Below are 25,172 nucleotides of genomic sequence, written 5' to 3'. Positions count from 1 at the left end.
AGCCGTAACTCCGTATCTCCGGATCCAGAAGAAGAGAGCCGACCACATGAAGAGCAGCATCCGCAGAAGCAGGCGCGCCGCCATGGCCGTCGCCCTGGGCTCCGTGCTCGCGCTGACCGCCACCGCCTGCGGCGACGACGGCAGCGGCGCGGCGGGGGACAAGGGCAACGAGGGCTCCGGCAAGGGCGAGATCACCTTCTGGGACAACAACGGCGGTGTCCGCACCGACATCTGGAAGCAGGTCATCGCCGACTTCGAGAAGAAGTACCCGGACATCAAGGTCAAGTACGTCGGCATTCCCGCGGCGAGCGCCCAGTCCAAGTACGACACCGCGATCCAGGGCGGCGGCCTGCCCGACGTCGGCGGTGTGGGCACCGCGGTGCTCGCCGAGGTCGCCGTCCAGGGCGCGCTGGAGCCGCTGGACAGCCGGCTCGCCAAGAGCCCGCTGAACGGCAAGCTGAGCCAGAACCTGCTCGACGTCAGCAAGTCGGCCGGTGGCGGAGACGCGCTGTACCAGGTGCCGACCTCCGCCAACAACGGCACATTGTGGTACCGGACGGACCTGTTCGAGGCGGCCGGGCTCGACGCCCCGACCACCTGGTCGAAGTTCTACGCGGCCGCCGACAAGCTCACCGACAAGGGCAAGAACAAGTTCGGGTTCACCATCCGCGGCGGCGAGGGATCCATCGCGCCGGCGCTGGACGCGGTGTACGGCCAGACCGGCATCACCTCGTTCTGGAACGGCGAGAAGACCACGGTCAACGACCCGAAGAACGTGGCGGCCCTGGAGAAGTACGTCGCGCTGTACAAGAAGGACACCCCGTCCGCCGACGTCAACAACGACTTCACCAAGATGGTCGCCCAGTGGGACAGCGGCACGATCGGCATGCTGAGCCACAACCTGGGCTCCTACCAGGACCATCTCAAGGCGCTGGGCGCGGACAAGTTCAAGGGCATTCCGAACCCGACGGCGGACGACGGCACCCGCGTGCAGATCTCCAACCCGGTCGACGGGCTGAGCCTGTTCAAGTCCAGCAAGAACAAGACGGCTGCCTGGAAGTTCATCGAGTTCGCCGTCTCGGCCGCGGAGAACTCCAAGTTCAACGAGTCCGCGGGCCAGGTCCCGGCGAACACCGACGCGGCGAAGGACGCCTGGATCCAGCAGTCCGAGCCGACCAAGCTGGCCGCGGAGGCGCTGAACGGGGCCACTACGAAGATCGTGCAGATGCCGTACTACCTGCCCGACTGGAACACCATCTCCAAGGCCGACAACGAGCCGAACTACCAGAAGGTGCTGCTCGGGAAGATGAGCGCGAAGGAATTCCTGGACACGCTCGCCGAGCAGCTGAACGCTGCGCAGGCCGACTGGAAGAAGAACCACGGATAGCTCCGCTGGTTGAACCGTGTGCGGTCGGTCCGGGGTTGTCAGGTCGTACGGCGGCCGCGGACCGGCTGCGGCTGGGCGCGCCCACGCGGCGGAGCCGCATATCGATACAGCCCCACGCCCTTGAAAGGCACATTCACTCAACCCTGTTGAGAGGTGCACCATCGTGTCCCTTACCCGTAGACAGGTCACTTCGGCGGCCCTTGCCGCCATTCCTCTCGGTGTTGCGGGAACCGCTCCCGCGCGTGCTTCCGCGCACCGGCCCCGCACCCTTTTCCTCGCCGGCGACTCCACCGCCGCCCAGAAGTACTCCGACGCCGCGCCCGAGACCGGATGGGGCATGGCGTTGCCGTTCTTTCTGTGCGGGGATCGGCCGGTCGCCAACCACGCTGTGAACGGCCGGAGTTCCAAGAGCTTCGTGGACGAGGGGCGGCTGGACGCGATCCTCGCCGCGATCCGGCCCGGCGACTTCCTGCTCGTCCAGTTCGCGCACAACGACGAGAAGAGCGCGGACCCCGTTCGGTACACCGAGCCCTGGACGACGTACCAGGACTACCTGCGGATGTACCTCGACGGCGCGCGGGCGAAGGGGGCGCGGCCCGTGCTCGCCACCGCCGTCGAGCGCCGCAGGTTCGACGCCGACGGCAACGCCCTGCCGACGCACGGCGACTACCCGGCGGCGATGCGCGCGCTCGCCGAGGAGGAGCGGGTGGCGCTGCTCGACATCCAGGCGCTGTCGCTCGCGCTGTGGCAGGAGCTGGGGGTCGAGGAGACGAAGACGTACTTCAACTGGACCGAGACCGAGCAGGACAACACGCACTTCAATCCGCCGGGTGCGATCGCCGTGGCACGGCTCGTGGTGCGGGAGTTGCTGCGCACGCGGGTGCTCGCGCCGCGTGACGTCGTCCGGCTGGACGACGAGATCCCCACGTCCTGGATCACCTGGCCGCAACCGCTGTCGTAACAAGAGGAGAGCCGCACCGTGCGTACACAGAAATGTCATGGACGTGTCACAGCTGCCCTGGTGGGATGCACCGCGCTGGTGCTGTCCGTCGCCGCAACGGCGCCCGCCCAAGCCGATTCCCCGTCCCGCTCCGCCTCCCGTGACCTCGGCCGGCAGGTCCTCGGCGCGAACGACGGCTGGGCCTCGTACGGGACCGGGACGACGGGCGGGGCGGCGGCCGACGCCGACCACGTGTACACCGTCACCACCTGGGACGAGTTCAAGGCCGCCCTCGCCGCCGGCGGCAGCGCGCCCAAGATCATCAGAGTGAAGGGCGTCATCGACGCCGTCGCGGAGGGATGCGACGCGTTCGCCGCGCCGGGCTACGACTTCGACGCCTACCTGGCGAAGTACTCGCCGGAGGCCTGGGGGCTGGACACCGACCTCGGCGCCGAGCCCGACGACAGCCCCGAGGGACTGCGGCGCGCCTCCGCCGCCGCGCAGGACAAGGCCATCAAGGCGAACATCCCCGCCAACACCACCATCGTCGGCATCGGCAGGAACGCCGGGTTCAAGGGCGTCAGCCTGCAGATCAAGGCCGTCGACAACATCATCATCCGCAACCTCGCCTTCGAGAGCCCCATCGACTGCTTCCCGCAGTGGGACCCGACCGACGGCGCCAACGGCAACTGGAACTCCGAGTACGACACCGCCGTCGTGTACGGGGCCACCCATGTGTGGCTCGACCACAACACCTTCAGCGACGGCACCCACCCCGACAGCGCCGCGCCCACCTACTTCGGCATGCTCTACCAGCAGCACGACGGCGAGCTGGACATCGTCCGCGGCGCGGATCTCGTCACCGCTTCCTGGAACGTCTTCACCGAGCACGACAAGACGATCCTCATCGGCAACAGCGACAGCGAGTCGACCGCGGCCGGCGACCGGGGACACCTCAAGGTGACCTTCCACCACAACCTGTTCTCGAACCTCGTCGAGCGCGCGCCCCGGGTCCGCTTCGGCCAAGTGGACTCCTACAACAACCACTTCGTCGGCAACGACTCCTACGCCTACAGCTTCGGCATCGGCAAGGAGTCCCAACTGGTCGCCGAGCACAACGCGTTCACGCTGCCGACCGGGGTCGTCGTCGGCAAGGTGCTGAAGCGGTGGAACGTGTCCCCGCTCACCGCCGACGACAACTACGTCAACGGCACGCCGACCGACCTGATCGCCGTCCACAACGCGGAGATCCCGGCCGAGGTCCTGCAGTCCGGCGCGGGCTGGACGCCCACCCTGCGCACCAAGGTCGACCCCGCCGGGTCCGTTCCCCGGATCGTCGACTGCGGCGCGGGCGCGGGACGCCTGGGCTGAGCCTCCCGTACGACGGCCGGGGCGGCGTCCGTCGCCGCCCCGGCCCCCTCAGCAGAGAGCCGCACTGCCAAGGAGCACCCGCATGCCCTCGCCCCAGCACCCCGAACTCCCCCTGTCCAGACGGGGAATCCTGGCGGCGGCCGCCGGCACGGCCGCCGCCCTCACCCTGGCCGCCGCGCCCGCGCGAGCTGCCGCCGCGAAGCCGAGGCGCCCGTTCGGCCGCTACGGCGCCCCGGCCGCCCGCCTCACCCCCCAGACCCTGTACGTCGACCCCCAGGGCCGGGGCGACTTCACTGCCGTCCGGGACGCCGTCGCCGCCACGACCGGCAGCGGCTGGACGCTGGTCCTCGCGCCCGGCGTCTACCGCGAGACGGTCGCCCTCGACGTCACCCGCACCGAGGCGACCTGGATCGGCGCCGCCGAGGACCCCCGTGACGTGGTGATCGTCTACGACAACGCGGCCGGCACCGCCAAGCCCGGCGGCGGCACCTACGGCACCACCGGGTCGGCCACCACGACCGTGCAGGCCGACGGCTTCACCGCCCGCTGGATCACCTTCGCCAACGACTGGCTGCGCGCCGACCACCCCGAGATCACCGGCACCCAGGCCGTCGCGATCAAGGTCCAGGGCGACCGGTCCGCCTTCCACCACTGCCGCTTCCTCGGCCACCAGGACACCCTGTACGCCGACTCGATCGCCCTCGCCGCCTTCGCCCGGCAGTACTACGCGCACTGCTACGTCGAGGGTGACGTCGACTTCGTCTTCGGCCGGGCCACCGCCGTCTACGAGCAGTGCCGCTTCCGCACCCTCGACCGCACCGACCTGGCCGCCGCCCCCTACGGCTTCGTCTTCGCCCCCTCCACGGCGGGCGCCAACCCGCGCGGCTACCTGGTGGCCAGGAGCCAGGTCAGCAGTGAAGCCCCGGACAGCGCCTACAAGTTGGCCCGCCCCTGGGTCCCCAGCTCCGACACCACCGCCCGCCCCATGCTCACCGTCCGGGACACGCGCCTCGACGCCGGCATCGACGCGGTCGCGCCCTACACGAACATGTCGGCCTCCTTCCCCTGGCAGAGCCAGCGGTTCGCCGAGTACCGCAACACCGGGCCGGGCGCGCGGATCACCGTGCCGGAGAACCGACCCCAACTCACCGCAGAACAGGCCGAGTCGGCGACCCGTGCGGCCTATCTGGGCGACTGGGAGCCCTGGAAGGGGGAGTGCTGACATGCTCCGCAGACGCACCCTCCTGGCGGGCCTCACCGGAGGCCTGGCCGGGGGTCTCGCCGCCGCCGGCACATCACCGGCCCTCGCCGGTACGGCTCCCGACCTCGCCGCTTCCGCTCCGGCTCCGGCTCCCGACCTCGCCGTCTCCGGTCGCCGTGTCCTGCACGTCCGCGCCGGGGACTCCCTCCAGGCCGCCGTGGACCGGGTCGACGGGCCGGGCTGGACGATCCTCGTGCACCCGGGGACGTACCGCGAGGTCGTCAACATCCCCTCCACCACAGGAGAGTTGACCCTGCGCGGCGCCACCCGTGACCCGCGCGACGCCGTCCTCGTGTACGACAACGCCAACGGCACCCAGAAGCCCGACGGTTCGGGCACCTACGGCACCGCGGGCTCCGCCACCTTCACCTCCGCCGCCCCCGGCCTCACCGTCCGCGACCTCACCCTGGCCAACGACTGGCTGCGCGCCGACCACCCGGAGATCACCGGCACCCAGGCGGTGGCCGCCTATGTCACCGGCGACCGCACGCACTTCGACAACGTCCGCCTCCTGGCCCACCAGGACACCCTGTTCGCGGACACCACCGCGCTGGACGCCTTCGACCGGCAGTACTTCCGCCGTTGCTACATCGAGGGAGACGTCGACTTCGTGTTCGGTCGGGGCCGGTCCGTCTTCGACGCCTGTCACTTCCGCACCCTCCAGCGGGACGTGGCCTTCACCCCCAAGGGCATGGTCTTCGCCCCCGCCACCGCCCGCGCCAACCCCTACGGCTTCCTCGCCCTGCGCGGCCGGATCACCTCGGGGGCACAGGACGCGGCGTACAAGATAGCCCGGCCCTGGGTGCCGTCGTACGAGACGACCGCCTGGCCCTCGCTGGTCGTGCGGGACACCTGGATCGGCCCGGGGATCGACGCGGTGGCCCCCTACACCAACATGCGGGACGCCTATCCCTGGCAGACCATGCGCTTCCACGAGTACGGCAACTCCGGTCCCGGAGCGGTGGTCTCGGTCCCGGAGAACCGGCCGCAACTGACGGCCGAGGAGGCGGCCGTGCACACCCGGCGGACCTATCTCGGGGACTGGAGGCCGTATGGGCGTCGGTGAGGGGGTGGGGCGGCGGGCCTTCGTGGCGGGCGGTGGGGCCGCGCTGCTGGCCGGGGGAGTCGCCGCCCCCGGCGCGCAGGCAGTCGCCCCCGGCGCGGAGCCGGCGGTCGCCGGCGCGCAGGCCGCCGTCGTCGACGGGCCGCTGCCCGACTTCCACCCCGCCCTCAAGGCCGCGCTGACCTTCCCCCTGGCCTGGGGAAACTCCCCCCTCCGTGACTTCCGCGCCTGGCGGCGGGCCGCCCGCGCCCAGGTCGAGGAGCTGCTGATCGTCGGACGGCAGGACGGGACGCCGTACGCCCCCGAGTTCGGCGAGCGGCGTCAACAGGACGGCTACACGAGCGAGTTGGTCACCCTCTCCCTCACTCGCCACGAGCGGGTCCGGGCCGTCCTCCTCACCCCCGACGGGCCCGGACCCTTCCCCGCGGCGCTGCTCCTGCACGACCACGGGGCGAAGTTCGACATCGGGAAGGAGAAGCTGGTCCGGCCCTGGTACGACGACGTCCGGCTCGCCTCCGCGCAGGGCTGGACGGACAAGTACTTCAGCGGACGGTTCGTCGGCGACGAACTGGCCCGGCGGGGTTATGTGGTGCTGGTCGCCGACGCGCTCGGCTGGGGCGACCGCGGGCCCCTCGCCTACGACCAACAGCAGGCCCTGGCCTCGAACTTCTACCACCTGGGCTCCTCGCTCGCCGGCCTCATGGCCCGCGAGGACGCCCGCGCCGCCGGTTTCCTCGCCGGGCTCGACCGGGTGGACCGGCGGCGGGTGGCGGCCGTCGGGTTCTCCATGGGCGCGTTCCGCGCCTGGCAGACGGCCGCGCTCAGCGACGACATCGCGGCCACCGCGGCCGTCTGCTGGATGACCGGCCTCAAGGAGATGATGGTGCCCGGCAACAACACGCTGCGCGGGCAGTCCTCCTACTACATGCTCCACCCGGGGCTTCCCCGGTACCTCGACTTCCCCGACGTGGCGAGCATCGCCGCACCCAGGCCGATGCTGTTCTTCAACGGCGGGCTGGACCCGCTGTTCCCCGCCGACGGCGTCCGCACGGCCCACGACAGGCTGCGCACCGTCTGGCGTTCGCGTCACGCCGAGGAGCGGTTGCACCTGAAGACCTGGCCCGACCTCGGCCATGTCTTCGTCGACCGCATGCAGGACGAGGTCCTCACATGGCTCGACTCCGTCCTGTGACCCGTCCCCCCACCGCAGTCGAACGACGAAAGGACCCGCACTCCATGTCTCGTCGTACCGCTCTCGCCGCCCTCGCGGCCCTCACCCTGGGGGCCGGACTCGCCGCGCTCCCCACCCAGGCGCAGGCGGCCACCGTGGTCGTCAGCAACTCCACCGACCTGTCCAACGCCATCAAGAACGCCGTCGCCGGCACGGTCATCCAGGTCCGAGGCGGCACCTACTACCCGACCGCCACCCTCCAGTCCACGGCCAACGGCACCTCGTCGTCGCCGGTCACCCTCACGGCGTACGGCTCGGAGACGGTGAAGATCGACGGATCGTCGCTGCCGTCCGGCGACTGGATCTTCAAGCTCACCGCGGACTACTGGAACGTCTCCAACATCACCTTCCAGAACTCCCCCGACAGCGCGGTCGTCTGCCAGTCCTGCACCGGCACCAACTGGAACAACATCAAGACCATCAACGGCGGCGACTCCGGCTTCACCCTCACCGGAGACGGCACCGTGAACAACACGGTCAAGAACATCGACAGCTACGGCAACTACGACTCCGCCAACCACGGCGAGAACGCCGACGGAGTCGCGGTCAAGTTCGGCTCCGGCACCGGAAACCTCATCACCGGCGCCCGCCTCTACAACAACTCGGACGACGGGATCGACTTCTGGTCCTTCTCCTCGCCCGTCACCGTCGAGCACACCTGGTCCTTCGGCAACGGCGTCAACCGCTGGTCCGACTCGGCGTTCGCGGGCGACGGCAACGGCTACAAGCTGGGCGGCGACGGCGAGGTCGTCGCGCACGTCGTCAACAACTCCGCCGCCTGGGGAAACGCCGGAAACGGATTCACCGAGAACTCCAACACCGGCGCGATCGTCATCAACCGCACCACCGCCTACGCCAACAGCAAGTGGGGCTACTACTTCGCCACCAGCTCCGCCAAACTCGGCAAGAACCTCGCCGTGAGCAACGGCGGCGGCTCGGTCAGCAAGGGCTCGTCGGTCACCTCGTCCGGCAACAACTGGGACTCCGGGATCTCGACGCCGGCGTTCAGGTCGACGGACGCGAGCACGACGTACAACTCCCGTAGTTCGAGCGGCACTCTGCCCACGACCACGTTTCTGACGACGGGCTCGACGACCATCGGGGCGACGATGGACTGACGGCCGAAGGTGAGCCCGGCGACGCCGGCCGGGCTCACCGGACCGGTGTGCCGACGGTGCGCCGGGAGCAGGATTTTTCTGGCCTCGTCCTCGACGCCCACCGGCGCCGTCGCTCTGCCCGGCCTTCACCTTCGTGAACATGCCGACGTGGGCGACATCGATGCCCGGGACCTCCGCGGGGTCTTTGCCGTCGCCCCTCTGTCGAACACCCCCGTTCGCAGTTGCGGTTTCCGACGTCAGGAGGAGCGGGTCAAGAGGAGGTCATGCCGGGATCATGTGCGGGCAATCCCGCCGGTAATGCGCCGACACGGGTTGCGTATCGATCGGATAACGGGCCTCGCGTCGCTGGTGTGATGCGCGTAGACAATGCCCTGACCTGGTGCAACCTTTCTCGAACCAGATCCGGAGATCTCATGCGGAAGTCCCTCAGAGCGGCCGCCGTCGGCGCCGCCTGTGTCGTCGCGGCCGGCGCCCTGTACGGCGCGGGCGCGGCCACGGCCGGTCAGTCCACGGCCAACTCCACCCACGAGCCCTACAACATCGGGCTCCTGGTGAAGGACATCGACACCTACTACGGCACCGCCCTGGACGCCAACGGCGTCTACCAGGCGTCGCCGACCAGCCCGTACGCCAAGGACCTCGCGAGCATCGACAAGGCCGCGAAGAAGTACATCGACGACGCGGCCCGCAAGGCCCGTCACAAGGGCGAGAAGCCCGCGGTCGTCTTCGACGTCGACGACACGCTGCTGCTCAGCCTCGACTACGAGAAGCGCTACAACTACACGTACAACTCGGCCACTTGGGCGGCGTACGTGAACAAGGCGGACCGCCCGGCCGTCTTCGGCAGCCCCGAACTCGTGCAGTACGCCACGAAGAAGGGCGTGACCGTCTTCTACAACTCGGGTCTCGCCGAGGCGCAGCGCGCCGCCGCCGTGGAGAACCTGAAGAAGGTCGGGGCCGACGTCAATCTCGACACCGACCACGTGTTCCTGAAGAACACGGCGGCCCCGCCGTCCTACCTCAGCGCCTGCGCCACCCCGGGCGCCTGGACCTGCACCACCGTCCAGTACAAGTCCGGCACCCGCAAGCACATCGAGGACGACCTCGGGTACGAGATCATCGCCAACTTCGGCGACCAGTACTCCGACCTCGAGGGCGGCTACGCCAAGCGGACGTACAAGCTGCCGAACCCGACGTACTACGTCGGCTGACGCATCGTCATGAGCTGACGTAACGTCAACGGCCGTTCCGTACGGGCTCGATCGACTCCAGGGTCGGCACGACCGGCTCGATCGTCCCGTCCGGGGCGAAGCGGAGCCGGTCGATCGTGGTCTCCCGGTGCATTCCGTCGCCGCCCGGCCGGCCGGGGCCGTTCAGCGCGAACCGGTGGTAGACGATGTACCACTCGTCGGTGCCGGGCACGTTCACCACGGAGTGGTGGCCGGTGGCGAGGATGCCGTACTCGGGACGCTTGGACAGGATCGTCCCCCGCTTGGTCCACGGGCCGAGCGGGGACGGTCCCGTCGCGTACGCCACGTGGTAGTTCTCACTGCGGGTGTCGTCCTCGGACCACATGAAGTAGTACGTCCCGCCGCGCTTGACGACGAAAGACCCCTCGCGGAAGTCGTCCGGGGTGATGTCCTTCACCCGCGCCGGGTCGAACGACACCATGTCGTCGTTCAGCGGCGCCACGTACCCGTGCCCGTTGCCCCAGTAGAGGTACGCCTGTCCGTCGTCGTCCGTGAAGACCGCCGGGTCGATCATCTGACCGCTCCAGGCGCCCCCCTTCGCCACCAGCGGCTTGCCCAGCGCCTCCTTGAAGGGACCGGCGGGGGAGTCGGCGACCGCGACCCCTGTCTGCTGTTCGGCGCAGAAGTAGAAGTAGTACTTACCGTCGCGCTCGGCGATCGCCGGCGCCCAGGCGTAGCCGTCCGCCCAGCTCACGTCGGGCCCCAGGTCGAGGACGACGCCGTGGTCCGTCCAGTGGACCAGGTCCTTGGAGGAGTACGCCTTGAACCGCGTCCCGCTCCAGCCCTGGTAGCCGTCGGTCGTCGGGTAGATCCAGTACTCGCCGTTCAGGTAGTGGACGTCCGGGTCGGCGTTGAGGCCGGGCAGGGTCGGGCTGCCGGTGCGCACGGCCTCCACGGTCCAGGTGCGGACGGTTCCGTCGGCGGCGGTGACCGTGTACGTCTGCGGCGTGCGGAAGTCACGGCGCGTGCCGGACCGCGGGCTGACCCGCGCGCCTTCGCCGACCCAGAGTTTCGGGGCCAAGTTCCTCAGGTCCGCGCCGGGTTGCATCGGCAGGACCACCTTCGAGGACGCCTCGGTGACGATCGCGTACCCCTTCTGGCCGTGCCCCTTCCGGTCCTTCGCCGTCGCGTCGACGACCGACGTCGGCGTGTTCGGGTAGGCGGCGAGCAGCCGGTCGTACTCCGTCTGCGTCACCGGAAGCACCGTGCCGTGCCGGGGGCTGGCCGGAAGCTGGTAGTCCGTCGACATGGTCCAGCGGCCCGAGTCGAGGTCGGTGGTCTCGAAGGGGACGTAGCCGCGGCCGCCGTACTCGTCGATGAACAGGTACCACTTCTTCTCGGTGTTCGACCTGAAGACCGTCGGACCCTCGCCCCGGCTGATCGAACCGCTGCCGATGCAGTCGGAGACGAGGTCGTACGACGTCGACGTCAGGCTCGTCGACTTCTCCCCGGTGACGAACTTCGAGCAGGGCGAGCTGGAGGACGGGTCCCGCTCGTCCTTGGTGTAGCGGTAGTAACTGTTCTTGTACTTCACGACCGTGGAGTCGATGACCGAGTAGCCCGGGTCGTCCCAGACCTTGGGCTCGCTGAAGGTGCGGAAGTCCTTCGTCGTCGCGTAGAGCATCTTGTTGTACGTCGATCCGGTGTGGCCGGGATCGTCGTCGGCGTAGAGCTTGGACGCCCAGAAGACGACGTACTCGCCGAGACTGTCGTCCCAATAGGCCTCCGGAGCCCAGGTGTTGCCCGCGCTGTCGGGAGCCACCTTCACCAGGCGCTGGTCGGTCCAGTGGACCAGGTCCGTGGACTCCCAGATCATGATCGACTTGCTGCCGTGGCGCTGGACCTGGTCCCAGTTGCCGCTGCTGTACCGGTACATCCGCAGGTCGGTGGCGATGAGGAAGAACTTGTCGCCCTCGGGGGAGCGGATCACGAACGGGTCGCGCAGTCCCTTCTCCCCGATGGTCGAGGTGAGGACCGGGCTCCCGCCGTTCAACTCCCGCCAGTGCAGGGCGTCGTTGCCGCGGCTGAGGGCGTAGCGGATCTGTTCGCCGTCGGCGGTGCCCTCGCCCGTGAAGTAGGCGAAGAGGTAGCCGGCGTACTTCGGGTGCGTCACTGGTGGGGCTCCGGAGGTGGCGGCGGCGGTGCTGGGGGGTGAGGCGAGGAGGGTGAGGAGGAGCGCGAGCAGAGTGAAGAGGGGGACCAGGAGCGCGCGAGCGGGGGTGCGGCTGCGGGAGCTGCGGGGGCGCATGTCACATCCTGTGGGGGAGTGGGGGTTTCCGTGGGGTTTCTTTGATGTGTGGTGCCTTCGGAGTGTCACCAGTGGGGGACGGGGCGTCAATCGGTGGGGGCGGGGCGGGAGGTGAGCGAAAGTTTCGAGTTTTCTCGTGCGGGTGCGGCAACCTGTTCCCGCCCTGGCGGCGACTGGTGTGCAGAAACGGGCCGGGGCGGCCCCTCCGGCCCGTTTCCCTCCATCACCTTCATCGAAAGGAACGCCCCGTGCGCATGAGCACCGGACGTCACCGCAGGACGCGCACCCTCTCGATCGCCGCCGCGGTGGCCGTCGCCGCGGGGGCGGGCGGCGTCTACCTCGGCCTGTCGAACGGCGGCGCGCAGGCCGCGTCGTCGACGGTCACCGTCTCCACCACCGCCCAGCTGGAGTCCGCCGTGAAGAACGCGGTCGCCGGCACGGTCATCCAGGTCCGCGGCGGCACGTACTACCCGACGGCCACCCTCAAGTCGACGGCCAGCGGCACGAGTTCCGCCCGCATCACGCTCCAGGCCTACGGCAGCGAGAAGGTGAAGATCGACGGCTCCAAACTGCCGGCCGGCTCCTGGCTCGCCGGGATCTACGGCAGCTACTGGACCGTGCAGAACCTCACCTTCCAGTCCTCCCCGGCCCAGGGCTTCGTCGTCACCTCCTCCACCGGCGGCGTCTTCAAGAACCTGGTCACCGCGAACAACGGCGACTCCGGGTTCACCCTGCGCGGCGACAACACCGTCGGCAACCTCGTGCAGAACCTGGACAGTCACGGCAACTACGACGCGGCCGGACACGGCCAGAACGCGGACGGCATCGCCATCAAGTTCGGCTCGGGGACGGGGAACCGGATCACCGGGGCGCGGCTCTACAACAACTCGGACGACGGCCTCGACCTCTGGCAGTTCTCCACGCCGGTCACCATCGAGCACTCCTGGGCCTTCGGCAACGGCAAGAACCGGTGGAGCGACTCCGCGTTCGAGGGCAACGGGAACGGGTTCAAGCTGGGCGGCGGGGGCGTCGCCGTCGCGCATGTCGTCAACGACAACGCGGCCTGGGACAACACGTTGAACGGGTTCACGGAGAACTCCAACACCGGGGCGATCGTGTTGAACCGCAACACGGCCTACGCCAACACCGAGGCCGGTTTCTACTTCGCCACGAGCAAGGCCCGGCTCGCCCGGAACCTCGCGGTGGGCAACAAGGGCGGGTTGGACAAGTTGGGGTCGTCGACTGTCTCCGCCGCGAACAACTGGGACGGTGGGGTGGCCACGCCGTCCTTCAAGTCGACGGACGCGAGTACTGCGTATGGCTCCCGGCAGGCTGGCGGGGCGTTGCCGGTGACCACGTTCCTGACCACGGGGTCGACGACTATCGGTTCGACGATGGACTGACTGCAGTTCGCGGGCTGCCGGCTGAGCGTGGCTGGTCGCGCAGTTCCCCGCGCCCCTTCAAGTACGCTGGCGCCCCCGCCGATCTTCAGTGGCGGGGGCGTTGCGCGTCCTCAGCGAGCCTTCTCAAACCAGCAGGTCGACGCAGTCGAACGACGTCCCCGGGCTCAGGTAGGTCGTGCCGCTGGAGCCGCTCACGACGTTGAGCTTGAGGACGTTGTACTGGCTCGGGTCCGTCTTCCAGGCGGTGGCGGGGACGTTGAAGGCGAAGGTGTGGTTGTTGCCGCGGTACGAGCCTGTCGTCAGGGAGCGGGTGGAGGGCTGGGTCGGGGCCGCCGGGACGGGGGACACCCAGTCGTTCACCGTGACGCGCGGACGGCCGCCCGCGAACGCGTCCGTCACGCCGACCCGCAGCGTGTGCGCGGCCGCCGCCTGGGCCTTCGTCAGCTTGAAGTAGAGGAGGACGCCGTCGTTGACGTTCTTCCACTGGTACGCGGGGAAGGACGCGGCCGCGTCGGCGTCGCCGATCGTGACGTTCCCCGTCCACCTGGCCGCGCGGGCGTCGGACGGGTGGGCGTACGTCATGAGCTGGGCGTTCTTGAACTCGCCGGGAGTGCCGTCCCAGTCGCCGAGCCGCCAGACGGTCTTCGCGGCAGACGGGTCGCCGGCGATGCTCAGCGTGTGCAGACTCGTCGTGCCGCCCGCGGTCACCTTCACGTCCTGCGTGTGCACCGCCAGTTCGCCCTTGTGGACGGTCAGGGTGTACGTCCCCGGCAGCATCCCCTTGCAGGAGAACGCGCCGGTGCCGGGCGCGGCCTTCGTCCAGTACTGGGCGTCGGAGTTGGCGAAGCCGACGGTGTAGGGATGCCCGGCGGCCATGCCCTTCAGGCCCACGCCCGCCACCTTGCCGCGGCCCGCCCTGCCGACCCAGCCGGTGATGCCGAGACCGTCCGCCCAGGAAGCGTCCAGGTTGGCGTGGAAGAGGGAGGAGGAGGGCGCGGGGCCGTCGGTGAAGGCGAGGACGTACGGGCCCTGGAGGCCGAAGCGTTCGGCCTCCGTCTGGGCCTCGTTGTAGTGCAGGATCTCGTACAGGCCCGCGCCCTTGTCGTTGGAGTGGCGCAGCAGCGAGCGGTAGAAGGGGCCGCCGGAGGCCTTCTCGTGGTTGGAGCGGACCAGGTAGAGGCCGACCGAACCCGTCGTGAAGCCGACGTGGTCGTAGTCGATGGTGCGCTTGCCCGAGTAGTGCTTGGAGTGGGTGGTGCCGTCCGCGCGCCTCCAGACGTCCCCGGCCTCGATGATCGTGTCCGAGGCCTCGATCCAGGAGTCCGAGCCGGTGTTGGGGAACATCCCGGGCTTGAGGCGGACGATGTACCGGGTCGCGGTGAAGGAGGCGTCCGCCTTGTTCGTCCAGAGGTAGACGTTGTTCTGGCCGCTGCGGGCCGCGTACCACTGGGTGATCGCACCGTGCGCGACCTTGATCAGGATCGTCGAGCCGGACTGCCTGACCGTGACGGTGGACGTGCCGAGACCCGACTCGACGTGCGAGTGTCTGCCGCCGTAGCCCTCGTACTCCTTGCCCTTGTAGGCGAGGGAGGTGAGGTCGCCGGTGGTCTTGGAGACCTTGAAGACCAGGGAGGCCCCGGTGTCCACGACGTAGTTCTTTCCGTCGTCGGAGTAGCCGAAGCCGGCGGCGGACGCGGACGAGAGGAGGCCGGCGCCGCCCGCGACGGCCGTGCCGGTGGCGGCGACTCCGATCGCGGAGGCCCCGAGCACACGTCGGCGCGTGAGGTGTCGTTTCTTGTGCGTGCTCAAGGGTCTTGCTCCGTCCGCACCGGCTACTGGTGACTCTTGCGACGTATGGTCGTCACCGGTGCGGAAAGGGTTGCCGCGCTCGCGGAGAATTTTCTGCGAGCTGTTCGGAACCAGTCCTACGAGCTTCTACGAGTCGCCCTCGTCGTCCTCGTGGGAGGCGAAGTCGCCGCCCACCGATCCCTGCTGCTTGTCGGACGTGCCGGTGATCGCGTAGGTGTCGTCCTTCGCGTCCCGGCCGCCCCGGTCGTGGTCGTACTGCCCGGCGAACACCCACTCGCCCTTGGGGACCGTACGGCCGTCCTTGAGCACCCAGGTGTAGACGAGGAAGCCGTCCCGCTCGGCGACCGTGAACGTGAAGTCGTCCTCGGGCAGCGAGCGCCAGGCGCCCGCCGAGGACACCCCGCCGGTCTGCTCGATCTTCAACTGCACGGTCAGCGCGGTGAGTTGCTCGGACGTCTTCAGCGTCACATTGCTCTGCGCCCAGAAGTCGTTGCTGTGCGGGTCGACCGAGCCGTCCGACCACAGCGGGCCGTCCTGGTCGTCGCCGACCGCCGGCAGCAGTGTGGCCGCGGACGCCGAGGGCGTCGCCTTGTCGGAGTGGCTCGGGGAGGTGCTCGGCTTCGCCTGGTCCTGTGCGCCGCCGCCGGAGCTCGGCGTGACCTTCGGGGAGGCCGGCGGGCGGCTCGTCGCCTCCGGGGACTCGACCGGCGTCGGCGAGACGGCGACCGTCTGCTGGGCCGGGGTGTCGCCGCCCTTCACCGCGGACGCCACCGCGTATCCGCCCACCGCGAGCATGCTCGCGACCGCGGCCGTGGCGCCCACGATCCGGGCCCAGCCCCACAGGGGCGTACGGGTCGCCCGGTGGGCGGTCCGGTCCTGGCCCTGTCCCTGGCCCGCCATGCCGCGCTCGACCCGCGCCAGGATGCGCGCCCGGTCGGGTTCGTACGCCTCGGCCGCCTCGTGCAGCCGGGAGCGCAGATCGTCGTGCACGTCCCGCCGCATCGTCATCGGTCCCTTCCTCCGGCCTCACCGGTGCGGGCCATCGCACGCACCTTAAGCGGAGATCCCTTGACGCCGAGCAACTTCTGCAACTCGGCCATTCCCTTCGAGGTCTGGCTCTTCACCGTACCCACCGAGACCCCCAGCGCGAGCGCGGTGTCCTTCTCCGAGAGATCGAACGCGTGCCGGAGCACCACACAGGCCCTTTTGCGGAAGGGGAGTCTACGCAGCGCCGACTGGACGTCCACCGCGCCCGCGACGTCCGGGTTCTCCGTGCTCTCCTCGCGCTGCGACCAGAACAGGGCGATCCTGCGGCGCTCGCGGACGGCGCTGCGGATGCGGGTGCGGGCCAGGTTGGCGACGACGCCACGGGCGTACGCCACCGGATGGTCGGCCGCGCGCACCCGGTCCCAGCGGTTCCACAGCGCCAGCAGCGCGTCCGCGGCCAGGTCGTCTGCGGCGTCCGCCTCACCGGTCAACAGATGAGCGAGCCTGGCCAGTTCGGCGTAGTGGCGGTCGAAGAAGGCATGGAATTCCACGGAGGCCTCGTCGTCCACGACTGTGCCCACGGGTGACCTCTTCTCGGTGCGGTGCTCTGCACCGGCGGGGGTGCCGGCTGTGCGTGTCATGTGAATGACCTGGGGATGTCCCGGGGAGGGCCTGGGACGAGATCCGGAAGCGTAGCAGTGATCTACCTCTTGGATTGGTACGGGGGTTCGAACATCATGTGGCGTCCGGGAGCTGCGCGGAGGCCCGATTCCGTAACACGGCGAAAACCTGAGGACGGTTCAACGCAGGAACAATCCAGCCAGCATCCGCACACGATCATTCAGGTAGCAGGGAGCAGCACGTGGAAACTGTGGACCGGTTCTTCAAGATCTCCGAGCGGGGGTCCACCCTCGGCCGGGAGATACGCGGCGGCTTCGCCACGTTCTTCACCATGGCCTACATCCTTGTCCTGAACCCCATCATCCTGGGCAGCGCCAAGGACAAGTTCGGCCACACCCTCGACCCGGTCCAACTCACCACCGCCACCGCCCTGGTGGCCGCGGTGATGACGATCATCATGGGCGTCGGCGGCAACCTGCCCCTCGCGCTCGCCGCCGGCCTCGGCCTCAACGCGGTCGTCGCCTTCCAGATCGCCCCGCTGATGAGCTGGGACGACGCGATGGGCCTCGTTGTTCTGGAAGGTCTTCTGATCTGCGTCCTGGTGGCGACCGGTCTGCGCGAGGCCGTCATGCACGCCATCCCGCAGTCGCTCAAGCAGGCGATCAGCGTCGGCATCGGTCTGTTCATCGCCTTCATCGGCTTCGTCGACGCCGGCTTCGTCAGCCGTATCCCGGACGCCGCGAACACGACCGTTCCCGTGCAGCTCGGCGGCACCGGCAGCCTCAGCGGCTGGCCGGTCCTCGTCTTCTGCCTCGGCGTGCTGCTGACCATCGGACTGTTCGCCCGCAAGGTCAAGGGCGCGATCCTGATCAGCATTGTGACCATGACGGTGCTGGCCATCGTCATCAACTCGATCGCCGACATCAAGTCCTGGGGCCTGACCACCCCGTCGTGGCCCGACAAGCTTCTCGACACCCCCGACTTCGGGCTGCTCGGTCACTTCAGCCTGTTCGGCGCGTTCGGCGAGACCAGCGCCATCACGGTCGTCCTGCTGGTCTTCACGCTCGTCCTGTCCGACTTCTTCGACACCATGGGCACGGTCGTCGGCATCAGCGCGGAGGCGGGTCTGCTGGACGAGGAGGGCAAGGTGCCGAACCTCGGTCGTGTGCTGCTCATCGACGGCGCGGCGGCGGTCGCCGGCGGCGCGGCCTCCTCGTCCTCCGCGACCTCCTACATCGAGTCCGCGGCCGGCGTCGGCGAGGGCTCGCGCACCGGCTTCTCCAACCTCGTCACCGGCGGCCTGTTCGCCCTCGCCCTGTTCCTGACCCCGGTCCTCACCATCGTCCCGCTCCAGGCCGCCGCCCCGGCCCTCGTCGCCGTCGGCTTCCTGATGATGACCCAGGTCAAGAGCATCGACTGGGACAAGTACGAGATCGCCATCCCCGCGTTCCTGACGATCGCCGTGATGCCGTTCACGTACTCGATCACCAACGGCATCGGCGCGGGCTTCCTCGCCTACGTGCTCATCAAGACGGTGCTCGGCAAGGCGAAGGACGTGCACTGGCTGCTGTGGGGGGCTTCGGCGCTGTTCGTCGTGTACTTCGCGATCGACCCGATCGAGCAGATCCTGGGCACGAAGTAGGACGCGTGAAGTGAGGCGCGTGAAGTGAAGTGAGACGCGTGAAGTGAGGTGAGGGGCGGCTCCTTTCGGGGCCGCCCCTCGTCTTCAGCCCTGGTGGCTAGCTCTTCAGCGCCGCTTTCATCATGGCCTTCGCGACCGGGGCGGCCAGACCGTTGCCGCTGACCTCCGAGCGGGCCGCGTTCGACTGCTCGACCACGACCGCCACGGCGACCTCCTTGCCGGTCGAGTCGGACTTGCCGTACGACGTGAACCAGGCGTACGGCGCCTTGCTGTTGTTCTCGCCGTTCTGGGCCGTGCCCGTCTTGCCGCCGACGGTGACGCCGTCGATGATCGCGTTCGTGCCGGTGCCCTTCTCGACGACCGTCTGCATCGCCGACTGGAGTTGCCCGGCGGTGGCGGAGCTCACGATCCGGGTGCTGGACGCCTCGTCGTCGTAGTCCTTCAGCACGTCGCCGCCGCTGTCGGTGATCTGCGAGACCATGTGCGGCGAGACCAGCTTGCCGCCGTTGGCGATGGCCGCGGACACCATGGCCATCTGCAGCGGGGTGGCGGTCACGTCGAACTGGCCGATGCCGGTCAGGGCCGTGGACGACGCGTCCATGTCCGAGGGGTACACGCTCGCGTACGCCCGCACGGGCACGTCCTGGCTGTCGTCGTTGAAGCCGAACTTCTCGGCCATGGCCCTGAGCTTGTCCTGTCCGAGCTGGACGGCCATGTGGGCGAAGACGTTGTTGCAGGAGTACTGCAGCGCGACCCGGATCGTGGCGTTCTCACAGGGCGCCGAGGTGTTCTCGTTCGCCAGGTCCGTCCGGGTGCCCGGCAGCGTGTACGGGTCCTCGCTGTCGGTCTTCTCGTCCACCGACGAGTACAGCCCGTCCTCCAGCGCGGCCGCCGCCACGACCAGCTTGAACGTCGAGCCCGGCGCCAGCGGCTGGCGCAGCGCCCGGTTGGTCAGCGGCTTGTCGGAGTCCGCGTTGAGCTTCTTCCAGGCCGTACCGGCGGTGTTGGCGTCGGTCAGCGACGACGGGTCGTACGACGGGGTCGAGACCACCGCGAGGATCTTGCCGGTCGTCGGGTCGATCGCGACGGCCGCGCCCTTCTTGTCGCCCAGCGCGTCGTACGCCGCCTTCTGCACGTCCGGGTCGATCGTCGTGATCACGTCACCCGGGTCGGCCCGCTTGTTGGTGACCGTGTCCATGACGGTCTTCAGCCGGGTGTCCGTGCCGTTGAGCAGGTCCGTGTAGATGCCCTCCAGCTGCGTCGGGGCGTAGCTCTGCGAGGCGTACCCGGTCACCGCCGCGTACAGCTCGCCGTCGGTGTACGTGCGTTTGTATCTGAGGTCGCCGCCCGACGTGGCCGCCGAGCCGGTGATCGCCTTTCCGGCCACGATGATGTTCCCCAGCGGGTCCGCGTACGTCTCGATCGCGTTGCGCCGGTTGTCCTTGTCGTCCGCGAGTGCCTGGCCCTCGTAGAACTGCACCCAGGTCGCCCGCAGCAGCAGGGCGAACACCAGGAGCAGCGCGAAGACCGAGGCGCGCCTGATCGTCTTGTTCATTGCGTACAGAAGGACGAGGGGGCGGGAAGGAATCGTTCCCTTACGGTGCTTTTCTCATCGAGTGTTCATACGCGATCGGGTGTGCATGCGTGAGCGGCGGGCCTTGCGTGATCGGGCGGGCCTGCTCGGTCGGGCGCGTCTCACGCCTCCAGGCGCAGCACGACCTCGTCGATCTCCTCGCCGCGCGCGTGCGCGTACCCCCTGGTCCGTTCCGTCGTCCGGAAACCGCACTTCTCCAGGACGCGCAGGGAGCCTGCGTTGTCGGCCGCCGCCCTGGCGTACAGCGGGCGCTCCGGGATCTCGGCCAGCAGGTCGCGCAGCGCGGCCGTGGCGATGCCCCGGCCCCAGTACGCCCGGTCCACCCAGTACGTCACCTCGCGCTCGCCCGGCTCCCCGTACACCGCCGCGCTGCCCACCACGTCCCCGTCGGCCAGGATCGTGCGCAGTACGGCGGACGAGGCGCGGATCTTCTTCCAGTGGGCGTCGAAGGCGTCCCGGTCGGCCGGGTCCTGCGGGGTGAACGCGGCCATCCGGAGGGACTCGGGGTCGTTCGACTGCCGGTAGAACACCGGCAGATCACTGTCGTGGACGCTGCGCAAGGCGATCTGCATGCCTCAGAGCCTACGGGTGGCGAGCGTCAGCCGGTCCCGCGCGTCGAACAGTGCGTCCTTGACCAACTGCTCGTGCGCCGGGGTGAGTCGGGCCACCGGCACCGAGCAGCTGATGGCGTCCCGGGCCGGCGTGCGGTACGGGATCGCCACGCCGAAGCAGCGCAGGCCGAGGGTGTTCTCCTCGCGGTCCACGGCGAAGCCCTGCTCGCGGACCTGGTGCAGCTCCTCGATGAGCTTCTCGCGGTCCGTGATCGTGTGCTCGGTCAGCGCCGGAAGCGTCTCCGGGAGCAGCTTGCGGACCTGCTCGTCGGAGTACGTGCTCAGCAGCGCCTTGCCGAGCGAGGTGGAGTGGGCCGGGAGCCGGCGGCCGACCCGGGTGAAGGGGCGCAGGTAGTGCTGGGACTGGCGGGTGGCGAGGTAGACGACGTTGGTGCCGTCGAGGCGGGCGAGGTGGATGGTCTCGGTGGTGTCGTCCGAGAGCCGGTCCAGGGTCGGCCGGGCGGCCGCGACGACCTCGTCGCCGTCGATGTAGGAGGTGCCGACGAGCAGCGCCCGCACCCCGATGCCGTACCGCGTGCCCGTCGCGTCCGTCTCCACCCAGCCCAGCTCCACGAGCGTGCGCAGCAGCATGTAGAGGCTGGACTTGGGATACCCGACGGCCTCCTGGACCGACGCCAGGGAGTGCATACCGGGGCGGCCCGCGAAGTATTCCAGCAGCTCAACCGTCCGCACCGCGGACTTGACCTGCGCTCCGCCCCCCGTCTCGCCAACCGACATCGCCCTTGACCCCTTCGTTCGACGAGAAATAGTCTCCAGCATATTCACTATCAGAGACAGTGTTCAGCATATCGAACGACCTTGATGTCTCTGATACCCCAGATACACAGCACGTGGAGGGACCCGCGGTGGCAGCAGCACCAGTCTGGAGTGTCGACCCCCGTACCGGGAAGCAGCGCGAACAGGTTGCGGTGGAGGCCACGGCCCAGGAGGTGGACTCCGTCGTCCGCGCCGCCCACCAGGCGCGCGGTTCCCTCGCCGACCGCACCGTCCGCGCGGCCTTCCTGCGCAGCGCCGCCGACCGGCTGCAGGCGGCCAAGGAGCAGCTGGTCGAGGTGGCCGACGCCGAGACCGCGCTCGGCCCCGTCCGGCTGAACGGCGAGCTCGCCCGCACCTGCTACCAGCTGCGGGCCTTCGCGGACATCGTCGACGAGGGCGCCTTCCTCGACGTCGTCGTCAACCACCCCGACGACACCGCCACGCCCCCTATCCCCGACCTGCGCCGCTACAAGGTGCCGCTCGGGGTCGTCGCCGTCTATTCGGCGTCCAACTTCCCCTTCGCGTTCTCCGTCGCCGGAGGCGACACCGCGAGCGCGCTGGGCGCCGGCAACCCGGTCGTCGTCAAGGCCCACCCCGACCACCCGGCCCTGTCCGAGCTGGTCGCCAAGGTGCTGCGTACCGCCGCCGCCGAGCACGGCATCCCGGAGGGCGTCCTCGGTCTCGTGCACGGCTTCGAGGCCGGCGTCGAGCTGATCAAGCACCCGCTGGTCGCCGCGGCCGGCTTCACCGGGTCGATCCGGGGCGGTCGCGCCCTGTTCGACGCGGCGGCCGCGCGGCCCGTGCCGATCCCGTTCCACGGCGAGCTGGGCTCGCTCAACCCGGTCGTGGTGACCGAGGCCGCCGCCGCCGAGCGCGCGGAGGCCATCGGGGCCGGGCTCGCCGGGTCCATGACGTTGGGCGTCGGACAGTTCTGCGTGAAGCCGGGCCTGGTGCTGGTGCCGTCCGGCGCGGCCGGGGACGGCCTGGTCAAGTCGCTGACGGACGCGGTGAGCGACACCGACGCGGGCGTACTGCTCGACCACCGGATGCGCGACAACTTCATCGCCGGGGTCGCCGAGCGCGCGGCGCTGGCGGACGTGGAGTCGCCGGTGACGCCCGGGTCGGGCGGGGAGCACACGGTCAGCGCCGGGTTCCTGACCGTGCCGGCTTCCCGGCTCGCGGCCGAGGGGGAGCACGATCTCCTGCTGGAGGAGTGCTTCGGGCCCGTCACCGTCGTGGCGCGCTATGAGGACGAGGGGGAGGTGCGGGGGGTTCTCTCGCGGCTGCCGGGGAACCTCACGGCGACGGTTCAGCTGTCCGAGGGGGAGGCCGCCGGCGAGGGGCGGGGGGCTGAGATCCTCGCCGAACTGACTCCGCTGGCCGGGCGGGTGCTGGTGAACGGCTGGCCGACGGGGGTCGCCGTCGCGCCGGCGCAGCATCACGGGGGGCCGTACCCGGCCACGACGTCGACGTCGACGTCCGTGGGCGGGACCGCCATCGAGCGGTGGCTGCGGCCCGTCGCCTACCAGAACACTCCTGCGGCGCTGCTGCCGGTGGAGCTTCGGGACGAGAACGAGTTGGGGCTGCCGCGCAGGTTCAACGGTCACTTGGAGCGGTAGCGCTCCGCGCGTGCGCCGTAAGGGGTTTCGGCGGTTCGCGGGCTGCGGGGCCGTTGTGGTGGGTCGCGCCCACGCGGCGGAGCCGCATATCGATACAGTCCCGCGCCCCTTAGGGATCTCACGCTGCCTGAGATGATGGGGCCATGGACGTCTCGCTTCCCGAACTGCCTTTTCCCCTCCGTACTTATGGGCCTCAGGGCAACTGGTCCTACGAGGACGGGGTGCTCACCGGGTGGGCCGGGCCTCGGCAGGATCGGTTCGTGCCGCCGGCCGGGGACGGGGTGGATCCCGCCTCCGACGCGCCCCGGCTGCTCGGCGCGCCGGAGGGCGACTTCCAGCTGATCGCGCGGGTCACCGTGGGGTTCGGCTGGGCCTTCGACGCGGGGGCGCTGTACGTCCATGTCGGCGAGCGGGCCTGGGCCAAGCTGTGCCTGGAGTACTCCCCGGACGTGGCCACCGTCTGCACGGTGGTCACCCGGGGCCACTCCGACGACGCCAACTCCTTCACCGTGGAGGGCAGTTCGGTCTGGCTGCGGGTGAGCCGGACCGGCCGGGTCCTCGCCTTCCACGCCTCCCGCGACGGACAGCGCTGGACCTTCGTCCGGCTGTTCACGCTGGGCGAGGAGAAGGAGAACGACGCGGCCCTGGTCGGCTTCATGACGCAGTCGCCGATGGGGGACGGGTGCGTGGTGACATACGACCATCTCGAGTTCAGGACGTTTTGGCCCGACGACCTGCGGGACGGAAGCTGAGCGGACGGGCGCGGTCCCGCCGTACGGGAACCGGTGCGACGACCGGCGCGTCCTGGCTTGCATGATCGAAGAGAGCCGGACCGAGAACCGAGTGATCCGCACCGCGGTGCCCGCCGAGGCGGAGGCCGTCGCCGCGCTGCATCTGCGCGCCCGGGCGACGTACTACCCCGACGGGATCCCGCAGGACGGCACCGACTGGCTCGCCGTCTGGCGCGCCGCCATCGAGCGCCCCGACGGGCATGTGCTGTGCGTGATCGACGACGGCCGGCTCGTGGGCCTCGCCTCCTTCCGCACACCGGAGGGCGCCCCGGAGGACTCGGTCAAGCTGTTCCAGTTCCACGTCGACCCCGACCGCTGGCGCTCCGGCATCGGTACGGTCCTGCACGAGGCCTGCGTGGAGGAGTGGCGCGCCGACGGCCACCGCGCCGCCGTCCTCGACGTGCACGTCGACAACCGGCGCGCCCAGGCCTTCTACGCCCGCCAGGGCTGGATCCCGGACCCGGAGAACCCGCCCGCCGAGGACGACCACCATCTCTTCCTGCGCTTCTCCGTCGCTTCCGCGTGACCGGGTCCGCGTGACCGGGGAACGAACCCGGCGACCGGGGAATGAACCCCCACCGCTTGAACGTTCACGCACCTAGGCGGAGGGAGTCTCCGTACCCGTACGATCTGGAGAGAGCCGAGACATGCGCGTCGAGATCTGGAGCGACATCGCCTGCCCCTGGTGCTACGTGGGCAAGGCCCGCTTCGAGAAGGCGCTCGCGGCCTTCCCGCACCGTGACCAGGTCGAGGTCGTGCACCGTTCCTTCGAACTGGACCCCGGCCGCGCCAAGGACGACGTACAGCCCGTGCTCGCCATGCTCACCAAGAAGTACGGCATGAGCCAGGCGCAGGCGCAGGCCGGCGAGGAGAACCTGGGCGCGCAGGCCGCCGCCGAGGGCCTCGACTACCGCACCCGCGACCGCGACCACGGCAACACCTTCGACATGCACCGGCTGCTGCACTTCGCCAAGGAGCAGGGCCGGCAGGACGAGCTGATCCAGCTCCTCTACCGGGCGAACTTCGCCGAGGAGCGGTCCGTCTTCTCCGAGGGCGCGGAGCGGCTCGTCGAGCTGGCCGTAGAGGCCGGCCTCGACGCCGACGCCGCCCGTACGGTGCTCGCCGACCCGGCCGCCTACGCCGACGAGGTCCGCGCCGACGAGCGCGAGGCCGCCCAGCTCGGTGCGAACGGCGTGCCCTTCTTCGTCCTCGACCGCTCCTACGGCGTCTCCGGCGCCCAGCCCGCCGAGGTCTTCGCCCAGGCGCTGACCCAGGCGTGGGGCGACCGCTCCCCGCTGAAGCTGATCGACGCCGGCGGCGACGGCGACGGTGCGCAGGCGTGCGGCCCCGACGGGTGCGCGGTGCCGCAGCAAGGCTGAAAGCCGCAGGTCGGGGCCGATCCATAAGCGTTGCTTGGCGAATCCACGGAGAAATCCGCAATGGACTGCG

General features: G+C 69.6%; 21 protein-coding genes. 14 read left to right on the top strand and 7 right to left on the bottom strand.

The genetic code is table 11. The annotated features are described in order from the left end of the window. The first annotated feature begins 46 nt into the window (after window positions 1-46). From OG562_RS08880 to OG562_RS08845, 8 genes are all read left to right on the top strand, one after another. Window positions 47-1,387 carry a sugar ABC transporter substrate-binding protein gene (locus tag OG562_RS08880; RefSeq protein WP_266395681.1) on the top strand — a complete coding sequence of 447 codons (1,341 nt, stop codon included), beginning with the start codon at window positions 47-49 and terminating at the stop codon, window positions 1,385-1,387. Between the two features lie 163 nt (window positions 1,388-1,550). Continuing rightward, on the top strand, window positions 1,551-2,348 hold the full coding sequence (locus tag OG562_RS08875) for a rhamnogalacturonan acetylesterase (protein ID WP_266395680.1): 798 nt from the start codon (window positions 1,551-1,553) through the stop codon (window positions 2,346-2,348). Between the two features lie 18 nt (window positions 2,349-2,366). Then, on the top strand, window positions 2,367-3,698 hold the full coding sequence (locus OG562_RS08870) for a polysaccharide lyase family 1 protein (protein WP_266395678.1): 1,332 nt from the start codon (window positions 2,367-2,369) through the stop codon (window positions 3,696-3,698). 82 nt (window positions 3,699-3,780) lie between these two features. Next, window positions 3,781-4,920, top strand: coding sequence for a pectinesterase family protein (locus tag OG562_RS08865; RefSeq protein ID WP_266395676.1), 1,140 nt, complete (start codon window positions 3,781-3,783; stop codon window positions 4,918-4,920). Window position 4,921: 1 nt separating this feature from the next. Continuing rightward, window positions 4,922-6,025: a pectinesterase family protein gene (locus OG562_RS08860; protein ID WP_266395674.1), complete on the top strand. Its 1,104-nt coding sequence runs from the start codon at window positions 4,922-4,924 to the stop codon at window positions 6,023-6,025. Further along, window positions 6,012-7,214 carry a dienelactone hydrolase family protein gene (locus OG562_RS08855; protein ID WP_266395673.1) on the top strand — a complete coding sequence of 401 codons (1,203 nt, stop codon included), beginning with the start codon at window positions 6,012-6,014 and terminating at the stop codon, window positions 7,212-7,214. Before OG562_RS08860 ends, OG562_RS08855 begins: the two co-directional genes overlap by 14 nt. 44 nt (window positions 7,215-7,258) lie before the next feature. Continuing rightward, entirely contained in the window at window positions 7,259-8,371 is a 1,113-nt protein-coding gene (locus OG562_RS08850) for a chondroitinase-B domain-containing protein (RefSeq protein ID WP_266395671.1), read from the top strand. A 413-nt stretch (window positions 8,372-8,784) separates the two neighbouring features. Continuing rightward, entirely contained in the window at window positions 8,785-9,582 is a 798-nt protein-coding gene (locus tag OG562_RS08845; RefSeq protein ID WP_266395669.1) for an HAD family acid phosphatase, read from the top strand. Between the two features lie 25 nt (window positions 9,583-9,607). On the opposite strand, the gene OG562_RS08840 is transcribed toward OG562_RS08845, so the two are convergent. Then, complete coding sequence (locus OG562_RS08840; RefSeq protein WP_266395667.1) at window positions 9,608-11,869, bottom strand: family 43 glycosylhydrolase; 2,262 nt, start codon at window positions 11,867-11,869, stop codon at window positions 9,608-9,610. A 248-nt stretch (window positions 11,870-12,117) separates the two neighbouring features. Here OG562_RS08840 and OG562_RS08835 point away from each other — a divergent pair, with 248 nt between their 5' ends. After that, window positions 12,118-13,272: a right-handed parallel beta-helix repeat-containing protein gene (locus OG562_RS08835; RefSeq protein ID WP_266395666.1), complete on the top strand. Its 1,155-nt coding sequence runs from the start codon at window positions 12,118-12,120 to the stop codon at window positions 13,270-13,272. A 123-nt stretch (window positions 13,273-13,395) separates the two neighbouring features. Here OG562_RS08835 and OG562_RS08830 read toward each other — a convergent pair whose 3' ends face one another. From OG562_RS08830 to OG562_RS08820, 3 genes are all read right to left on the bottom strand, one after another. After that, the gene (locus OG562_RS08830; RefSeq protein WP_266395665.1) at window positions 13,396-15,081 is read right to left on the bottom strand and encodes a rhamnogalacturonan lyase B N-terminal domain-containing protein; all 1,686 of its coding nucleotides are present in this window, start codon (window positions 15,079-15,081) and stop codon (window positions 13,396-13,398) included. A 126-nt stretch (window positions 15,082-15,207) separates the two neighbouring features. After that, entirely contained in the window at window positions 15,208-16,089 is an 882-nt protein-coding gene (locus OG562_RS08825; protein ID WP_266395664.1) for a hypothetical protein, read from the bottom strand. Further along, a complete protein-coding gene (locus OG562_RS08820) occupies window positions 16,086-16,649 on the bottom strand; it encodes a SigE family RNA polymerase sigma factor (RefSeq protein WP_266395663.1) in 564 nt (187 codons plus the stop codon). Before OG562_RS08820 ends, OG562_RS08825 begins: the two co-directional genes overlap by 4 nt. 281 nt (window positions 16,650-16,930) lie before the next feature. On the opposite strand from OG562_RS08820, the gene OG562_RS08815 reads away from it, so the two are divergent. Beyond that, a complete protein-coding gene (locus tag OG562_RS08815) occupies window positions 16,931-18,331 on the top strand; it encodes an NCS2 family permease (protein ID WP_266395662.1) in 1,401 nt (466 codons plus the stop codon). Window positions 18,332-18,428: 97 nt separating this feature from the next. Here OG562_RS08815 and OG562_RS08810 read toward each other — a convergent pair whose 3' ends face one another. The 3 genes from OG562_RS08810 to OG562_RS08800 all read right to left on the bottom strand — a co-directional run bounded on the left by OG562_RS08810 (window position 18,429) and on the right by OG562_RS08800 (window position 21,274). After that, the gene (locus tag OG562_RS08810; RefSeq protein WP_266395661.1) at window positions 18,429-19,886 is read right to left on the bottom strand and encodes a penicillin-binding protein 2; all 1,458 of its coding nucleotides are present in this window, start codon (window positions 19,884-19,886) and stop codon (window positions 18,429-18,431) included. A gap of 140 nt (window positions 19,887-20,026) precedes the next feature. Then, on the bottom strand, window positions 20,027-20,497 hold the full coding sequence (locus OG562_RS08805) for a GNAT family N-acetyltransferase (RefSeq protein WP_266395660.1): 471 nt from the start codon (window positions 20,495-20,497) through the stop codon (window positions 20,027-20,029). A gap of 3 nt (window positions 20,498-20,500) precedes the next feature. Next, entirely contained in the window at window positions 20,501-21,274 is a 774-nt protein-coding gene (locus tag OG562_RS08800) for an IclR family transcriptional regulator (protein WP_266395659.1), read from the bottom strand. A 128-nt stretch (window positions 21,275-21,402) separates the two neighbouring features. Here OG562_RS08800 and OG562_RS08795 point away from each other — a divergent pair, with 128 nt between their 5' ends. From OG562_RS08795 to OG562_RS08780, 4 genes are all read left to right on the top strand, one after another. Beyond that, window positions 21,403-22,932: an aldehyde dehydrogenase (NADP(+)) gene (locus OG562_RS08795; RefSeq protein ID WP_266395657.1), complete on the top strand. Its 1,530-nt coding sequence runs from the start codon at window positions 21,403-21,405 to the stop codon at window positions 22,930-22,932. Window positions 22,933-23,075: 143 nt separating this feature from the next. Then, on the top strand, window positions 23,076-23,684 hold the full coding sequence (locus tag OG562_RS08790; protein WP_266395656.1) for a DUF1349 domain-containing protein: 609 nt from the start codon (window positions 23,076-23,078) through the stop codon (window positions 23,682-23,684). Between the two features lie 61 nt (window positions 23,685-23,745). Then, window positions 23,746-24,249, top strand: a complete 504-nt coding sequence (locus OG562_RS08785; RefSeq protein ID WP_266395654.1) for a GNAT family N-acetyltransferase — start codon at window positions 23,746-23,748, stop codon at window positions 24,247-24,249. Window positions 24,250-24,370: 121 nt separating this feature from the next. Then, window positions 24,371-25,102 (top strand): DsbA family oxidoreductase, encoded by a 732-nt coding sequence (locus tag OG562_RS08780; protein WP_266395653.1) that lies wholly within the window; start codon window positions 24,371-24,373, stop codon window positions 25,100-25,102. The last annotated feature ends 70 nt before the right edge of the window (window positions 25,103-25,172 follow it).

Origin of the sequence: Streptomyces sp. NBC_01275 (assembly GCF_026340655.1) — a bacterium.
Lineage (GTDB): Bacteria > Actinomycetota > Actinomycetes > Streptomycetales > Streptomycetaceae > Streptomyces.
The sequence above is the reverse complement of the archived record's forward strand: the minus strand, read 5'-3'. Positions and strand labels throughout refer to the sequence as shown.

What these genes read in the sequence shown, in the direction of transcription:
- OG562_RS08850 (WP_266395671.1), top strand. Translation starts at nt 7,259, where the DNA reads ATGTCTCGTCGTACCGCTCTCGCCGCCCTCGCGGCCCTCACCCTGGGG.
- OG562_RS08860 (WP_266395674.1), top strand. Translation starts at nt 4,922, where the DNA reads ATGCTCCGCAGACGCACCCTCCTGGCGGGCCTCACCGGAGGCCTGGCC.
- OG562_RS08840 (WP_266395667.1), bottom strand. Translation starts at nt 11,869, where the DNA reads ATGCGCCCCCGCAGCTCCCGCAGCCGCACCCCCGCTCGCGCGCTCCTG.
- OG562_RS08810 (WP_266395661.1), bottom strand. Translation starts at nt 19,886, where the DNA reads ATGAACAAGACGATCAGGCGCGCCTCGGTCTTCGCGCTGCTCCTGGTG.
- OG562_RS08780 (WP_266395653.1), top strand. Translation starts at nt 24,371, where the DNA reads ATGCGCGTCGAGATCTGGAGCGACATCGCCTGCCCCTGGTGCTACGTG.
- OG562_RS08845 (WP_266395669.1), top strand. Translation starts at nt 8,785, where the DNA reads ATGCGGAAGTCCCTCAGAGCGGCCGCCGTCGGCGCCGCCTGTGTCGTC.
- OG562_RS08800 (WP_266395659.1), bottom strand. Translation starts at nt 21,274, where the DNA reads ATGTCGGTTGGCGAGACGGGGGGCGGAGCGCAGGTCAAGTCCGCGGTG.
- OG562_RS08880 (WP_266395681.1), top strand. Translation starts at nt 47, where the DNA reads ATGAAGAGCAGCATCCGCAGAAGCAGGCGCGCCGCCATGGCCGTCGCC.
- OG562_RS08855 (WP_266395673.1), top strand. Translation starts at nt 6,012, where the DNA reads ATGGGCGTCGGTGAGGGGGTGGGGCGGCGGGCCTTCGTGGCGGGCGGT.
- OG562_RS08790 (WP_266395656.1), top strand. Translation starts at nt 23,076, where the DNA reads ATGGACGTCTCGCTTCCCGAACTGCCTTTTCCCCTCCGTACTTATGGG.
- OG562_RS08805 (WP_266395660.1), bottom strand. Translation starts at nt 20,497, where the DNA reads ATGCAGATCGCCTTGCGCAGCGTCCACGACAGTGATCTGCCGGTGTTC.
- OG562_RS08825 (WP_266395664.1), bottom strand. Translation starts at nt 16,089, where the DNA reads ATGACGATGCGGCGGGACGTGCACGACGATCTGCGCTCCCGGCTGCAC.
- OG562_RS08865 (WP_266395676.1), top strand. Translation starts at nt 3,781, where the DNA reads ATGCCCTCGCCCCAGCACCCCGAACTCCCCCTGTCCAGACGGGGAATC.
- OG562_RS08785 (WP_266395654.1), top strand. Translation starts at nt 23,746, where the DNA reads ATGATCGAAGAGAGCCGGACCGAGAACCGAGTGATCCGCACCGCGGTG.